Annotated in this window: 18 protein-coding genes; 17 read left to right on the top strand and 1 reads right to left on the bottom strand. The window is 56.5% G+C overall.

Features of this window, described 5'->3' with window-relative positions; translation table 11 throughout:
• Nucleotide 1 precedes the first annotated feature (1 nt).
• The 17 genes from rplE (at nucleotide 2) to bfr (ending at nucleotide 10,265) form a co-directional block, all read left to right on the top strand.
• Nucleotides 2-541 carry a 50S ribosomal protein L5 gene (gene rplE / locus EI969_RS26520; RefSeq protein WP_003210069.1) on the top strand — a complete coding sequence of 180 codons (540 nt, stop codon included), beginning with the start codon at nucleotides 2-4 and terminating at the stop codon, nucleotides 539-541.
• A gap of 13 nt (nucleotides 542-554) precedes the next feature.
• On the top strand, nucleotides 555-860 hold the full coding sequence (rpsN, locus tag EI969_RS26515; RefSeq protein WP_003176414.1) for a 30S ribosomal protein S14: 306 nt from the start codon (nucleotides 555-557) through the stop codon (nucleotides 858-860).
• Nucleotides 861-1,069: 209 nt separating this feature from the next.
• Nucleotides 1,070-1,462, top strand: coding sequence for a 30S ribosomal protein S8 (gene rpsH, locus EI969_RS26510; protein WP_003186040.1), 393 nt, complete (start codon nucleotides 1,070-1,072; stop codon nucleotides 1,460-1,462).
• A gap of 12 nt (nucleotides 1,463-1,474) precedes the next feature.
• A complete protein-coding gene (gene rplF, locus EI969_RS26505) occupies nucleotides 1,475-2,008 on the top strand; it encodes a 50S ribosomal protein L6 (RefSeq protein WP_003176412.1) in 534 nt (177 codons plus the stop codon).
• Nucleotides 2,009-2,018: 10 nt separating this feature from the next.
• Nucleotides 2,019-2,369: a 50S ribosomal protein L18 gene (gene rplR / locus EI969_RS26500; protein ID WP_003186037.1), complete on the top strand. Its 351-nt coding sequence runs from the start codon at nucleotides 2,019-2,021 to the stop codon at nucleotides 2,367-2,369.
• 3 nt (nucleotides 2,370-2,372) lie between these two features.
• Nucleotides 2,373-2,873 (top strand): 30S ribosomal protein S5, encoded by a 501-nt coding sequence (gene rpsE / locus EI969_RS26495; RefSeq protein ID WP_003186035.1) that lies wholly within the window; start codon nucleotides 2,373-2,375, stop codon nucleotides 2,871-2,873.
• 2 nt (nucleotides 2,874-2,875) lie between these two features.
• Complete coding sequence (gene rpmD, locus EI969_RS26490) at nucleotides 2,876-3,052, top strand: 50S ribosomal protein L30 (protein WP_003176408.1); 177 nt, start codon at nucleotides 2,876-2,878, stop codon at nucleotides 3,050-3,052.
• 3 nt (nucleotides 3,053-3,055) lie between these two features.
• Nucleotides 3,056-3,493, top strand: a complete 438-nt coding sequence (gene rplO / locus EI969_RS26485) for a 50S ribosomal protein L15 (RefSeq protein WP_003228720.1) — start codon at nucleotides 3,056-3,058, stop codon at nucleotides 3,491-3,493.
• Nucleotides 3,494-4,822, top strand: coding sequence for a preprotein translocase subunit SecY (secY, locus tag EI969_RS26480; RefSeq protein WP_003228718.1), 1,329 nt, complete (start codon nucleotides 3,494-3,496; stop codon nucleotides 4,820-4,822).
• Nucleotides 4,823-4,846: 24 nt separating this feature from the next.
• Nucleotides 4,847-4,963 carry a 50S ribosomal protein L36 gene (gene rpmJ, locus EI969_RS26475; RefSeq protein WP_002555468.1) on the top strand — a complete coding sequence of 39 codons (117 nt, stop codon included), beginning with the start codon at nucleotides 4,847-4,849 and terminating at the stop codon, nucleotides 4,961-4,963.
• A gap of 130 nt (nucleotides 4,964-5,093) precedes the next feature.
• Nucleotides 5,094-5,450, top strand: a complete 357-nt coding sequence (gene rpsM / locus EI969_RS26470) for a 30S ribosomal protein S13 (protein WP_009045849.1) — start codon at nucleotides 5,094-5,096, stop codon at nucleotides 5,448-5,450.
• Nucleotides 5,451-5,480: 30 nt separating this feature from the next.
• Complete coding sequence (gene rpsK / locus EI969_RS26465; RefSeq protein ID WP_002555466.1) at nucleotides 5,481-5,870, top strand: 30S ribosomal protein S11; 390 nt, start codon at nucleotides 5,481-5,483, stop codon at nucleotides 5,868-5,870.
• An 18-nt stretch (nucleotides 5,871-5,888) separates the two neighbouring features.
• On the top strand, nucleotides 5,889-6,509 hold the full coding sequence (rpsD, locus tag EI969_RS26460; protein ID WP_003176404.1) for a 30S ribosomal protein S4: 621 nt from the start codon (nucleotides 5,889-5,891) through the stop codon (nucleotides 6,507-6,509).
• A 22-nt stretch (nucleotides 6,510-6,531) separates the two neighbouring features.
• Nucleotides 6,532-7,533, top strand: a complete 1,002-nt coding sequence (rpoA, locus tag EI969_RS26455; RefSeq protein WP_007970428.1) for a DNA-directed RNA polymerase subunit alpha — start codon at nucleotides 6,532-6,534, stop codon at nucleotides 7,531-7,533.
• 42 nt (nucleotides 7,534-7,575) lie between these two features.
• Nucleotides 7,576-7,962, top strand: coding sequence for a 50S ribosomal protein L17 (rplQ, locus tag EI969_RS26450; RefSeq protein ID WP_007970429.1), 387 nt, complete (start codon nucleotides 7,576-7,578; stop codon nucleotides 7,960-7,962).
• A 235-nt stretch (nucleotides 7,963-8,197) separates the two neighbouring features.
• On the top strand, nucleotides 8,198-9,652 hold the full coding sequence (locus EI969_RS26445) for a catalase (protein ID WP_160390347.1): 1,455 nt from the start codon (nucleotides 8,198-8,200) through the stop codon (nucleotides 9,650-9,652).
• A gap of 148 nt (nucleotides 9,653-9,800) precedes the next feature.
• A complete protein-coding gene (bfr, locus tag EI969_RS26440) occupies nucleotides 9,801-10,265 on the top strand; it encodes a bacterioferritin (protein ID WP_007970123.1) in 465 nt (154 codons plus the stop codon).
• A 64-nt stretch (nucleotides 10,266-10,329) separates the two neighbouring features.
• Here bfr and uvrA read toward each other — a convergent pair whose 3' ends face one another.
• Nucleotides 10,330-13,164 (bottom strand): excinuclease ABC subunit UvrA, encoded by a 2,835-nt coding sequence (gene uvrA / locus EI969_RS26435; protein WP_160390346.1) that lies wholly within the window; start codon nucleotides 13,162-13,164, stop codon nucleotides 10,330-10,332.
• Nucleotides 13,165-13,255 lie beyond the last annotated feature (91 nt).

The raw sequence follows: 13,255 nt of genomic DNA, 5'->3' as shown, positions 1-13,255 counted from the left end.
CATGGCACGACTAAAAGAGATTTACCGGAAGGAAATTGCTCCGAAACTTAAGGAAGAACTTAAGCTTTCGAACGTGATGGAAGTTCCGCGCGTTACCAAAATCACCCTGAACATGGGTCTGGGCGAAGCGATCGGCGACAAAAAAGTCATCGAGCACGCTGTTGCTGACCTGGAAAAGATCACCGGCCAGAAAGTCGTTGTGACCTACGCTCGCAAATCCATCGCTGGCTTTAAAGTCCGTGAAGGTTGGCCGATCGGCGTCAAAGTGACCCTGCGCCGTGAGCGTATGTACGAGTTCCTGGATCGTCTGCTGTCGATCTCCCTGCCTCGGGTTCGCGACTTCCGCGGCCTGAATGCCAAGTCCTTCGATGGTCGTGGCAACTACAGCATGGGCGTGAAAGAGCAGATCATCTTCCCGGAAATCGACTACGACAAGATCGATGCTCTCCGCGGTCTGGACATCACCCTGACCACCACTGCCAAGAACGATGATGAAGGCCGCGCTCTGCTGCGTGCGTTCAAATTCCCGTTCCGCAACTGATTGGAGTAGGACTATGGCCAAGATGAGCATGAAAAACCGCGAGCTGAAGCGTCAGCTCACGGTTGCCAAGTACGCCAAGAAGCGTGCAGCACTGAAAGCTATCATCGTTGATCTGAACGCAAGTCCAGAAGCGCGTTGGGAAGCTACAGTAGCCCTGCAGAAGCAGCCACGTGACGCAAGCGCTTCGCGCATGCGTAACCGCTGCCGCCTGACCGGTCGTCCACACGGTGTTTACCGCAAGTTCGGCCTCGGCCGTAACAAGCTGCGTGAAGCTGCCATGCGTGGTGACGTACCGGGTCTGGTTAAAGCCAGCTGGTAAGTACTGTCAAAGTCTCGGTGTCCAGGATCGCAAGATCCTGACCACCGGTGGCCTTGAATCTGGATCAAGCCCCTTTTGGGGCTTGATTCATTTCTGCGGTGTGTCTAGAATACCCGGCTCGCCTGAGCCCGTGTTTTTCATGCCCGGAGATTCTCGGCGACACGTAATAGCCGCAAGGCTAATTTTTTTGTATTAGGAGCGTCTAGCCCATGAGTATGCAGGACCCGTTAGCGGACATGCTAACTCGTATCCGTAATGCCCAGATGGCTGAAAAGTCCGTCGTAAGCATGCCATCTTCCACGTTGAAGGTAGCTGTTGCCAAAGTCCTGAAGGACGAAGGTTACATTGCGGGTTATCAGATCAGCAGCGAAATCAAACCACTGCTGTCCATCGAGCTGAAGTACTTCGAAGGCCGTCCGGTTATCGAAGAAGTGAAGCGCGTTAGCCGTCCAGGCCTGCGTCAGTACAAGTCCGTCGATGATCTGCCAAAAGTTCGTGGCGGTCTCGGTGTGTCTATCGTCTCCACCAACAAGGGTGTGATGACTGATCGTGCTGCGCGCGCTGCCGGTGTCGGCGGCGAAGTTCTTTGCACTGTGTTCTAAGGGGGGATAAGCATGTCTCGCGTCGCTAAGAACCCCGTTAAGCTGCCAGCCGGTGTCGAAGTAAAATTCGCAGGCCAACAGCTTTCGGTGAAGGGTGCCAAGGGCACTCTCGAACTGAACATCCATTCGTCCGTTGAGATCGTTGAAGAAGCTGGTGAGCTGCGTTTCGCTGCTCGCAATGGCGATCAACAGACTCGCGCAATGGCTGGTACCACTCGTGCGTTGGTAAACAACATGGTCCAAGGCGTAAGCCAAGGCTTCGAGCGCAAGCTCCAGCTGGTCGGTGTTGGTTACAAAGCGCAAGCAAAAGGCACAGTGCTGAACCTGGCTCTTGGCTTCTCGCACCCAGTGGATTATGAACTGCCGGAAGGCATCACCGCTGAGACTCCTAGCCAGACCGATATCCTGATCAAGGGCATCGACAAGCAGCTGGTAGGTCAAGTGGCCGCCGAGATCCGCGACTTCCGTCCACCAGAGCCGTACAAAGGCAAAGGTGTGCGCTACGCGGACGAAGTCGTCCGTCGTAAAGAAGCCAAGAAGAAGTAGGGCATAGCAAATGACCGACAAAAAAGTTACTCGACTGCGTCGCGCTCGCAAAGCACGCCTGAAAATGCACGAACTCGAAGTCGTGCGTCTCTGCGTGTTCCGCTCTTCGCAGCACATCTACGCCCAGGTCATTTCGGCCGACGGCAACAAAGTCCTGGCAAGCGCCTCGACTTTGGATAAAGAACTGCGTGATGGTGCCACCGGCAACATCGACGCGGCCACTAAGGTTGGCCAGCTGGTCGCTACGCGTGCTAAGGCCGCTGGCGTCTCGCAAGTGGCTTTCGACCGCTCTGGCTTCAAGTACCACGGCCGCGTTAAAGCGCTGGCTGATGCTGCTCGTGAAGCTGGGCTGGAGTTCTAAGTTATGTCAAATAACGACCAAAAGCGCGACGAAGGCTACATCGAGAAGCTGGTTCAAGTTAACCGCGTAGCCAAAACCGTTAAAGGCGGCCGTATCTTCACTTTCACCGCGTTGACCGTGGTTGGTGATGGTAAGGGCCGTGTTGGCTTCGGCCGTGGCAAGTCGCGTGAAGTGCCTGCTGCGATCCAGAAGGCAATGGAAGCTGCTCGCCGCAACATGATCCAGGTTGATCTGAACGGCACCACTCTGCAGTACGCAATGAAGTCCGCTCACGGCGCTTCGAAGGTGTACATGCAGCCTGCTTCTGAAGGTACCGGTATCATCGCTGGCGGCGCTATGCGTGCTGTCCTCGAAGTTGCTGGCGTTCAGAACGTTCTGGCCAAGTGCTACGGCTCGACTAACCCGGTAAACGTGGTTCACGCCACTTTCAAGGGTTTGAAAGCAATGCAGTCTCCTGAATCCATTGCCGCCAAGCGTGGCAAAAGCGTCAAGGAGATCTTCTGATCATGGCTACCGTTAAAGTAACGCTGATCAAAAGCATGACCGGCCGCATCCCTAACCACAAACTGTGCGTTAAGGGTCTGGGTCTGCGTCGCATCGGTCACACTGTAGAAGTCCAGGATACTCCCGAGAATCGCGGGATGATCAACAAGGCTTACTACATGCTGCGTGTCGAGGGTTAATCGATGAAACTCAATGATCTGAGTCCAGCGCCGGGTTCCCGTCGCGAAAAGCATCGTCCGGGCCGTGGTATCGGTAGCGGTTTGGGTAAGACTGGTGGCCGTGGCCACAAAGGTCAGACCTCCCGCTCCGGTGGCACCATTGCTCCAGGCTTTGAAGGCGGTCAACAGCCGCTGCATCGTCGCCTGCCGAAGTTCGGTTTCGTTTCCCTGAAGGCCATGGACCGCGCAGAAGTGCGTCTGTCCGAGCTGGCTAAAGTGGAAGGCGACATCGTCACCGTGCAGTCCCTGAAAGATGCCAACGTGATCAACGTCAACGTACAGCGTGTGAAAATCATGCTGTCCGGTGAAGTGACTCGCGCTGTCACTATCGGCAAGGGAATCGGCGCCACCAAAGGTGCGCGTGCGGCTATCGAAGCAGCTGGCGGCAAGTTCGAGGAATAAATGGCTAAGCAAGGTGCTCTCTCTGCGCTCGGCAAAGGCGGTATGTCTGAACTCTGGGCTCGTCTGCGTTTTCTGTTCCTGGCGATTATCGTCTACCGAATAGGCGCACACATCCCGGTTCCAGGTATCAACCCGGACCGACTCGCGGACCTGTTTCGACAGAATGAGGGGACCATTCTTAGCTTGTTCAACATGTTTTCCGGCGGCGCGCTGGAACGGATGAGCATCTTTGCACTGGGGATCATGCCGTACATCTCGGCATCGATCATCATGCAACTGATGACAGCCGTCAGCCCGCAGCTGGAGCAGTTGAAGAAGGAAGGTGAAGCTGGCCGTCGCAAGATCAGCCAGTACACCCGCTACGGCACTGTCGTCCTCGCTCTCGTTCAGGCTATTGGCATGTCCATTGGTCTGGCGGGGCAGGGCGTTGCGTTCACTGGTGACTTTGGCTTCCATTTCGTCGCGGTATCCACTTTTGTGGCTGGTGCGATGTTCATGATGTGGCTGGGTGAGCAGATTACTGAGCGTGGTGTTGGCAACGGTATCTCGATGTTGATTTTTTCGGGTATCGTCGCCGGTCTTCCGAGAGCGATCGGGCAGTCTTTCGAGTCTGCACGTCAGGGTGATATCAACATCTTCGCCCTGGTTGCCATCGGTTTGCTGGCAGTAGCGATTATCGGTTTCGTGGTGTTCATTGAGCGTGGTCAGCGTCGTATTGCTGTTCACTACGCCAAGCGTCAGCAGGGCCGCAAGGTCTTCGCTGCGCAGACTAGCCACTTGCCGCTGAAGGTGAACATGGCCGGTGTTATTCCGGCTATTTTCGCGAGCAGCATTTTGCTGTTCCCGGCTTCGTTGGGTGCCTGGTTCGGTCAGTCTGAAGGTATGGGCTGGTTGCAGGACATCTCGCAGTCGATCGCTCCTGGTCAGCCGTTGAATATTCTGCTGTTTAGTGCAGGGATTATTTTCTTCTGCTTCTTCTATACGGCGTTGATGTTCAATCCGAAAGACGTAGCGGAAAACCTGAAGAAGTCCGGTGCCTTTATTCCGGGCATCCGTCCAGGTGAGCAGTCTGCGCGCTACATTGATGGCGTTCTGACTCGCTTGACCATGTTCGGTGCTCTTTACATGACGGCCGTCTGCCTGTTGCCCCAGTTCCTGGTGGTTGCAGCCAACGTACCGTTCTACCTTGGCGGGACCTCGTTGCTGATCGTCGTCGTGGTTGTGATGGACTTCATGTCCCAAGTACAATCGCACCTCGTTTCGCACCAGTACGAATCCCTGATGAAGAAAGCCAACCTGAAGGGTTACGGCAGCGGCATGCTGCGCTGACCCATAAGGTTCGAGGAGTTGGTGATGAAAGTTCGTGCATCGGTGAAAAAGCTGTGCCGTAACTGCAAGATTATTCGCCGCGAAGGTGTTGTTCGAGTAATTTGCAGCGCGGAACCGCGTCACAAACAGCGCCAAGGCTGAGTGTGATTGTGCTTCAAGCCCGGCAGCTAGTGCGCTGCCGGGTTGATTATTTGTTATTACAGCGATATTATCTCGCGCCCTATTTCTTGGCTTCCGGGGCGTAGGTAGCTGTCAATTGGAGTCCCACTGAATGGCCCGTATTGCAGGCGTCAACATTCCAGATAACAAGCATACTGTTATCTCGCTGACCTACATCTATGGTGTTGGTCGCACTACTGCACAGAAAATTTGTGCAGAGACTGGGGTAAACCCAGCAGCAAAGATCAAAGATCTGAGCGACGAGCAGATTGAACAGCTGCGTGGCGAAGTGGCGAAGTTCACCACTGAAGGTGACCTGCGTCGCGAAATCAACATGAAAATCAAGCGCTTGATGGACCTCGGTTGCTATCGCGGTCTGCGTCATCGTCGCGGTCTTCCAGTACGCGGTCAGCGTACCAAGACCAACGCGCGTACCCGTAAAGGTCCGCGTAAGCCGATCCGCAAGTAATCGCCCCAGCGAATCGACAGGAATTTAATCATGGCAAAACCTGCTGCTCGTCCTCGTAAAAAAGTTAAAAAGACAGTGGTTGATGGCATCGCCCACATCCATGCATCTTTTAACAACACCATCGTGACCATCACCGACCGTCAAGGTAACGCTCTTTCCTGGGCTACCTCCGGTGGTTCGGGTTTCCGCGGTTCCCGCAAGTCCACCCCGTTTGCTGCTCAAGTAGCTGCTGAACGTGCTGGTCAAGCTGCGCTGGAATACGGCCTGAAAAACCTCGACGTCAATGTCAAAGGTCCAGGTCCAGGTCGTGAATCCGCAGTCCGCGCTTTGAACGGCTGTGGCTACAAGATCGCCAGCATCACCGACGTGACGCCAATCCCGCACAACGGGTGCCGTCCGCCGAAGAAGCGCCGCGTGTAATCCAGGAGATTGTAAAGAATGGCTCGTTACATTGGTCCAAAATGCAAACTCGCTCGTCGCGAAGGCACCGATCTCTTCCTGAAGAGCGGCGTGCGCGCGATCGAATCGAAGTGCAACATTGAAGCAGCACCTGGTATCCACGGCCAACGCCGCGGTCGCCAGTCCGACTACGGCACCCAACTGCGTGAAAAGCAGAAGGTCCGTCGTATCTACGGCGTTCTCGAGCGTCAATTCAGCGGCTACTACAAAGAAGCTGCTGGCAAGAAAGGTGCAACCGGTGAAAACCTGCTGCAACTGCTCGAATGCCGTCTGGACAACGTTGTATACCGTATGGGCTTTGGTTCGACTCGTGCCGAATCCCGTCAGCTGGTATCGCACAAGTCGATCAGCGTAAACGGTCAGACCGTTAACGTTCCGTCCTACCAGGTTCGTGCTGGTGACGTGGTCGCTGTTCGCGAGAAAGCAAAAAATCAACTTCGCATTGTCCAAGCTCTCGATCTGTGTGCCCAACGTGGCCGCGTAGAATGGGTAGAAGTAGACACTGAGAAGAAGTCGGGCGTTTTCAAGAACGTTCCAGCTCGCAGTGATCTGTCCGCCGACATCAACGAAAGCCTGATTGTCGAGCTCTACTCCAAGTAAGGGCTAGAAAATAGGTGCATCCATGCAGATTTCGGTAAATGAGTTCCTGACACCCCGCCACATTGATGTGCAGGTTGTCAGTCCAACCCGCGCCAAGATCACTCTCGAGCCTCTCGAGCGTGGTTTCGGCCATACCCTGGGCAACGCGCTGCGCCGCATCCTGTTGTCCTCAATGCCCGGCTGTGCAGTAGTCGAGGCCGAGATTGACGGTGTGCTCCACGAGTACAGCGCCATCGAAGGTGTACAGGAAGACGTAATTGAAATCCTGTTGAACCTTAAAGGTCTGGCTATCAAGCTGCACGGTCGTGACGAAGTTACGCTGACCTTGTCGAAGAAGGGTTCGGGGGTGGTTACCGCTGCCGATATTCAGCTGGATCATGATGTCGAGATCGTTAATCCCGATCACGTAATCGCTAACCTGGCGTCTAACGGCGCCCTGAACATGAAGCTCGTAGTAGCTCGTGGTCGTGGTTATGAACCGGCAGACTCGCGTCAGAGCGATGAAGACGAAAGCCGCAGCATCGGTCGCTTGCAGCTTGACTCTTCGTTCAGCCCGGTTCGCCGTATCGCATACGTGGTGGAAAACGCCCGTGTCGAGCAGCGTACTAACCTGGACAAGCTGGTTATTGATCTGGAAACCAACGGTACTCTGGATCCTGAAGAGGCAATTCGCCGCGCTGCAACCATCCTGCAACAGCAGTTGGCTGCGTTCGTCGACCTCAAGGGTGACAGTGAGCCAGTGGTTGTCGAGCAGGAAGACGAGATCGATCCGATCCTGCTTCGCCCGGTTGACGATCTGGAACTGACTGTACGTTCGGCTAACTGCCTTAAGGCGGAAAACATTTACTACATCGGTGACCTGATTCAGCGTACCGAAGTGGAACTGTTGAAGACTCCGAACCTGGGCAAGAAATCCTTGACTGAAATCAAGGACGTTCTGGCCTCCCGCGGTCTGTCCCTCGGCATGCGCCTCGACAACTGGCCGCCTGCAAGTCTTAAGAAGGACGACAAGGCGACTGCCTGATCGTCGTAATCACCGAACGTAGTGTTTGGTAAGGAATGAACCATGCGTCATCGTAAAAGTGGTCGTCACCTGAGCCGCACCAGCTCGCACCGCAAGGCCATGTTCCAAAACATGGCGGTGTCGCTGTTCGAGCACGAGCTGATCAAAACTACTCTGCCAAAAGCCAAAGAACTGCGCCGCGTTGCCGAGCCGCTGATCACTCTGGCCAAGACAGATAGCGTTGCTAACCGTCGTCTGGCTTTCGACCGTACTCGTTCGAAAGCTATCGTTGGTAAGCTCTTCAACGACCTGGGCAAGCGTTACGCTACCCGTGAGGGTGGCTACCTGCGCATCCTCAAGTGCGGTTTCCGCGCTGGCGACAACGCGCCTATGGCGTACGTCGAGTTGGTTGATCGTGCTACTGCTGGCGAAGCTGTATCCGCCGAGTAAGACGTCAAAATACAAAAAACCGGGCCTAGTGCCCGGTTTTTTGTGCCTGTAAGAAACGCGCTGTTTGTACAAGCATCTTCTGTGTCTGTGTCTTCATTATGAGATGGGGACGATCATTAGTATTTATCTATCGATTCATGCAAGTTAATGAATTTGTAGCTGTCATATTGATGGTCAATACTCCTTCTCAGCCGATTAGCCGGCAGTTCAAGACCGACAGATGAAGGAAGATCGCATGAGCCAGAACACAACGCTTACCACCGCCAGCGGCGCTCCTGTTGCCGATAACCAGAATTCCCGCTCCGCCGGCCCTCGTGGCCCGCTGCTGCTCGACGACTTTCACCTGATCGAGAAGCTTGCCCACTTCAACCGTGAAAACATCCCGGAACGCCGAGTGCACGCCAAAGGCTCGGGTGCCTACGGTACGTTCACCGTGACGCGCGATATCACCCAGTACACCAGTGCCAAGCTGTTTGACGCAGTCGGCAAGCAAACTCCCACTTTCCTGCGGTTTTCCACTGTGGGTGGTGAGCGTGGTTCGGCCGATACCGAGCGTGATCCGCGCGGGTTTGCCCTGAAGTTCTATACCGAGGAAGGCAACTGGGACATTGTCGGCAACAACACGCCAGTGTTCTTCATTCGTGATCCGCTGAAGTTTCCCGACTTTATCCACACCCAGAAGCGCTTGCCGCAAAGCAACCTGAAGAGTGCCCAGATGATGTGGGACTTCTGGTCGCATTCGCCCGAGGCGCTTCACCAGGTCACCATCCTGTTCTCTGATCGGGGTATCCCTGACGGATACCGGCACATGCACGGCTTTGGTAGCCACACTTACAGCCTCATCAACGCTCAAGGTGAGCGTCACTGGGTGAAGTGGCACTACAAGACCAAACAAGGAATCAAGAACCTGGCTCCTGCCGAGGCTGCACGCCTGGCGGGTACTGATCCGGATTACGCCCAGCGTGACCTGTTCAATGCCATCGAGCAGGGTGATTTCCCGAAATGGCGCGTATGCATTCAAATCATGAGCGAGGCTCAGGCGGCTGCGCATTACGAGAACCCCTTTGATGTAACCAAGACCTGGTCGCAGAAAGAGTTCCCGCTGATTGAAGTGGGTGAACTGGAGCTCAATCGCAATCCGCAGAATTACTTCGCGGAAGTCGAGCAAGCGGCGTTCGGCCCCAGCAACATGGTGCCAGGCGTTGGTCTGTCGCCGGATCGCATGCTGCAAGGGCGTGTGTTCGCCTATGCGGACGCACACCGCTACCGTGTCGGCACCAACCATCAACAACTGCCAGTCAATGCTCCGCGCAGCCCGGTCAACACTTATCAGCGCGATGGTTCGATGGCCTTTGGCAACAATGGCGGTGCGGCGCCGAACTACGAGCCAAACAGCTACGTAGAGTCGCCCAAGCAGGCGCCTCGTTACGCAGAGCCTGCGTTGGCCCTCAGTGGTGCGGCCGATCGTTACGATCACCGCGAGGATACCGACTACTACAGTCACGCCGGTGCATTGTTCCGCCTGATGTCCGACCAGCAGAAATCATTGCTGGTCAGCAACATCGCCGGTGCGATGGCGGGTGTATCGAGTGATGTGGTTGACCGTCAGTTGCAGCATTTCTTCAAGGCTGATCCGGCGTATGGAGAAGCAATCGCAAAGCTGCTCAACGTACAGCTTAACGAAGTCTAAATGAGAAGCAGAACCGCCCTTGTTTGGGCGGTTTTTGCGTTATTTCGGCTGGTTTTCTCAGAATATCTTCGCTTTTATTGCGTCTTGCGAGTGACGTTATGGCCGGGTTGGTTCAAACTATAACTTTCAAGCAGGGAGATGTAGGGCGATGCAAGGCCACCCAGACGTAATCGATTACCTCAACACGTTGCTGACCGGCGAACTGGCCGCGCGTGATCAATATTTCGTCCACTCGCGGATGTATGAGGACTGGGGTTTCACCAAGCTCTACGAACGTATCAACCACGAGATGGAAGAAGAAGCAGGGCACGCCGATGCGCTGATGCGCCGTATCCTGATGCTAGAAGGCACGCCGCGCATGCGTCCGGACGATCTCGATGTCGGCACTACGGTGACCGAGATGCTCGAAGCGGATCTGCGCCTGGAGTACAAGGTTCGTGCTGCGCTGTGCAAGGGCATCAAGCTCTGCGAGCAGCACAAGGACTATGTCAGCCGCGAGATGCTGCGGGTTCAGTTGCATGACACTGAAGAAGATCACACCTACTGGCTCGAGAAGCAGTTGGGTCTGATCAAGTTGATCGGGCTAGAGAACTACCTGCAATCCCACGCCTGATATCGCGGATACAAAAAAGCCCCTGTCACTGATGAAGTGACAGGGGCTTTTTCATGGCGCCCGGTTAAGCCCGATCGCGCTCCAGCAAAGGTTTGAGGTAGTAACCGGTATGAGACTGCTTCATCTCGGCTACTTCCTCCGGCGTGCCGACGGCAATGATCTGCCCGCCCTTGGAACCCCCTTCCGGACCGAGGTCCACAAGCCAGTCAGCGGTCTTGATCACGTCCAAGTTGTGCTCGATCACCACCACGGTGTTGCCGTGGTCGCGCAGGCGATGCAACACGTCCAGCAGTTGCTGGATATCCGCGAAGTGCAGGCCGGTGGTCGGTTCATCGAGGATGTACAGGGTCTTGCCGGTATCACGCTTGGACAGTTCGCGTGACAGTTTCACCCGCTGGGCTTCACCGCCGGAGAGCGTGGTCGCCGATTGCCCCAGCTTGATGTACGACAGGCCTACATCCATCAAGGTTTGCAGCTTGCGCGCCAGGGCCGGTACGGCATCGAAGAACACCCGTGCTTCCTCGATGGTCATCTCGAGGGTTTCGTGGATGCTCTTGCCCTTGTACTTGATCTCCAGGGTTTCGCGGTTGTAGCGCTTGCTCTTGCACACGTCGCACGGCACGTAGATGTCCGGCAGGAAGTGCATTTCCACCTTGATCAGGCCATCGCCCTGGCAGGCTTCGCAACGGCCGCCCTTGACGTTGAAGGAGAAGCGCCCCGGCCCGTAGCCACGGGAGCGTGATTCCGGCACGCCGGCGAACAATTCGCGGATTGGCGTAAACAACCCGGTGTAGGTCGCCGGGTTGGAACGCGGAGTCCGGCCGATAGGGCTCTGGTCGATGTCGACCACCTTGTCCAGGTGCTCCAGGCCCTTGATGCTGTCGTGTGCGGCCGCTTCAAGCGTTGTGGCGCCGTTGAGTGCAGTGGCGCTCAACGGGAACAGCGTGTTGTTGATCAGCGTCGACTTGCCGGAGCCGGACACGCCGGTCACGCAGGTCAGCAAACCGATCGGAATCTCCAGGTCGACATTGCGCAGGTTGTTGCCACGCGCGCCCTTGAGCGCCAGCGTCAGCTTCTTGTTGCGCGGTGTGCGTTTGGCCGGGACTTCGATCTTCACCCGGCCCGACAGGTATTTGCCCGTCAGCGAATCCGGATGGGCCATGACTTCTGCCGGTGTGCCTTCGGCGACGATATGCCCGCCGTGCACGCCGGCGCCCGGGCCGATGTCCACCACGTAGTCGGCCAGACGAATGGCATCTTCGTCGTGCTCGACCACGATGACCGTGTTGCCGATATCGCGCAGGTGCTTGAGGGTGCCCAGCAGCCGGTCGTTATCGCGCTGATGCAGGCCGATGGAGGGTTCGTCGAGGATGTACAGGACGCCCACCAGGCCGGCGCCAATCTGGCTGGCCAGACGAATGCGCTGGGCCTCGCCACCGGACAAGGTGTCGGCGCTGCGATCCAGCGACAGATAGTCGAGGCCGACGTTGACCAGGAACTGCAAACGCTCGCGGATTTCCTTGAGGATCTTGTCGGCGATTTCGCCACGCCGGCCGGTGAGCTTGAGCCCGCCAAAGTACTCGGATGCATCGCCGATCGGCAGGTTGGTCACCGCCGGCAGGGTTTTCTCGCCAACCCAAACGTGCCGCGCTTCGCGACGCAGACGGGTGCCACGGCAGTCCGGGCACGACTGGGTGCTGAGGAACTTGGCCAGTTCTTCGCGCACCGATGCCGATTCGGTTTCGCGGTAACGGCGTTCCAGGTTCGGCACGATGCCTTCGAACGGGTGCGAGCGTTTGACGATGTCGCCACGGTCGTTCAGGTACTTGAAATCGACGTTTTGCGTGCCGCTGCCGTGCAGGATGTTTTTCTGCTGATCAGCGGCCAATTCGTTGAATGGCACTTCCAGACTGAATTTATAGTGGGCGGCCAGCGACCCGAGCATCTGGAAGTAATAGACGTTGCGCCGGTCCCATCCGCGAATCGCTCCTTCGGCCAGGGTCAGTTCGCCGTTGACCAGACGCTTGATATCGAAGAACTGCTTCACCCCCAGGCCATCGCAGGTCGGGCAAGCGCCGGCCGGGTTGTTGAAGGAGAACAGCTTGGGTTCCAGCTCGCTGATGGCGTGGCCGCAGATCGGGCAGGCGAAGCGTGCGGAGAAGATCATCTCTTCGCCAGTTTCGTCGTCCATCGGCGCCACCAGGGCGATGCCGTCCGCCAGCTTCAGCGCAGTCTCGAAGGATTCGGCCAGGCGTTGTTGCAGGTCGGCGCGCACCTTGAAGCGGTCGACCACGACATCGATGGTGTGCTTTTTCTGCTTGTCGAGCTTCGGCGCTTCGTCCAGCTCATAGAGCTTGCCGTTGATCCGGGCACGCACGAAGCCTTGCGCGCGCAGCTCTTCGAAAACCGACAGGTGCTCGCCTTTGCGCTCGCGGATGACCGGCGCCAGCAGCATCAGCTTGCTGCCTTCCGGTTCGGCGAGGACCAGGTCGACCATCTGGCTGACGGTCTGCGCTTCCAGCGGAATGTCGTGATCCGGGCAACGCGGAATACCCACGCGTGCATAAAGCAGACGCAGGTAGTCGTAGATTTCGGTGATGGTGCCGACCGTCGAACGCGGGTTGTGCGAGGTTGACTTCTGTTCGATGGAAATTGCCGGCGACAGGCCTTCAATGGTGTCGACGTCAGGCTTTTCCATCATCGACAGGAACTGCCGGGCGTAGGCCGACAGCGATTCGACGTAGCGGCGCTGGCCTTCGGCGTACAGGGTGTCGAATGCCAGGGATGACTTGCCGGATCCGGACAGGCCGGTGATGACGATCAGCTTGTCCCGTGGCAGGGTCAGGTCGATGTTCTTCAGGTTGTGGGTTCGAGCCCCACGAATCAGGATCTTGTCCAAGGTGGCCTCGCTCGGCGGGCGTCGAAAACGTAGGAGTATACGGCCAAATACTGGATGGATGCACACTATCAAACGAGTGAGTTACTGTCTT

It is taken from the genome of Pseudomonas sp. PB101 (assembly GCF_009764265.1).
Classification (GTDB): Bacteria; Pseudomonadota; Gammaproteobacteria; order Pseudomonadales; family Pseudomonadaceae; genus Aquipseudomonas.
The sequence above is the reverse complement of the archived record's forward strand: the minus strand, read 5'-3'. Positions and strand labels throughout refer to the sequence as shown.

Coding starts and splice junctions, on each gene's coding strand:
- rplR (WP_003186037.1), top strand. CDS start 2,019: ATGACCGACAAAAAAGTTACTCGACTGCGTCGCGCTCGCAAAGCACGC.
- rpmD (WP_003176408.1), top strand. CDS start 2,876: ATGGCTACCGTTAAAGTAACGCTGATCAAAAGCATGACCGGCCGCATC.
- rplF (WP_003176412.1), top strand. CDS start 1,475: ATGTCTCGCGTCGCTAAGAACCCCGTTAAGCTGCCAGCCGGTGTCGAA.
- rpsM (WP_009045849.1), top strand. CDS start 5,094: ATGGCCCGTATTGCAGGCGTCAACATTCCAGATAACAAGCATACTGTT.
- rpsD (WP_003176404.1), top strand. CDS start 5,889: ATGGCTCGTTACATTGGTCCAAAATGCAAACTCGCTCGTCGCGAAGGC.
- rpsN (WP_003176414.1), top strand. CDS start 555: ATGGCCAAGATGAGCATGAAAAACCGCGAGCTGAAGCGTCAGCTCACG.
- EI969_RS26445 (WP_160390347.1), top strand. CDS start 8,198: ATGAGCCAGAACACAACGCTTACCACCGCCAGCGGCGCTCCTGTTGCC.
- rpsK (WP_002555466.1), top strand. CDS start 5,481: ATGGCAAAACCTGCTGCTCGTCCTCGTAAAAAAGTTAAAAAGACAGTG.
- rpsE (WP_003186035.1), top strand. CDS start 2,373: ATGTCAAATAACGACCAAAAGCGCGACGAAGGCTACATCGAGAAGCTG.
- rpsH (WP_003186040.1), top strand. CDS start 1,070: ATGAGTATGCAGGACCCGTTAGCGGACATGCTAACTCGTATCCGTAAT.
- rplO (WP_003228720.1), top strand. CDS start 3,056: ATGAAACTCAATGATCTGAGTCCAGCGCCGGGTTCCCGTCGCGAAAAG.
- secY (WP_003228718.1), top strand. CDS start 3,494: ATGGCTAAGCAAGGTGCTCTCTCTGCGCTCGGCAAAGGCGGTATGTCT.
- rplE (WP_003210069.1), top strand. CDS start 2: ATGGCACGACTAAAAGAGATTTACCGGAAGGAAATTGCTCCGAAACTT.
- rpoA (WP_007970428.1), top strand. CDS start 6,532: ATGCAGATTTCGGTAAATGAGTTCCTGACACCCCGCCACATTGATGTG.
- rpmJ (WP_002555468.1), top strand. CDS start 4,847: ATGAAAGTTCGTGCATCGGTGAAAAAGCTGTGCCGTAACTGCAAGATT.
- rplQ (WP_007970429.1), top strand. CDS start 7,576: ATGCGTCATCGTAAAAGTGGTCGTCACCTGAGCCGCACCAGCTCGCAC.
- bfr (WP_007970123.1), top strand. CDS start 9,801: ATGCAAGGCCACCCAGACGTAATCGATTACCTCAACACGTTGCTGACC.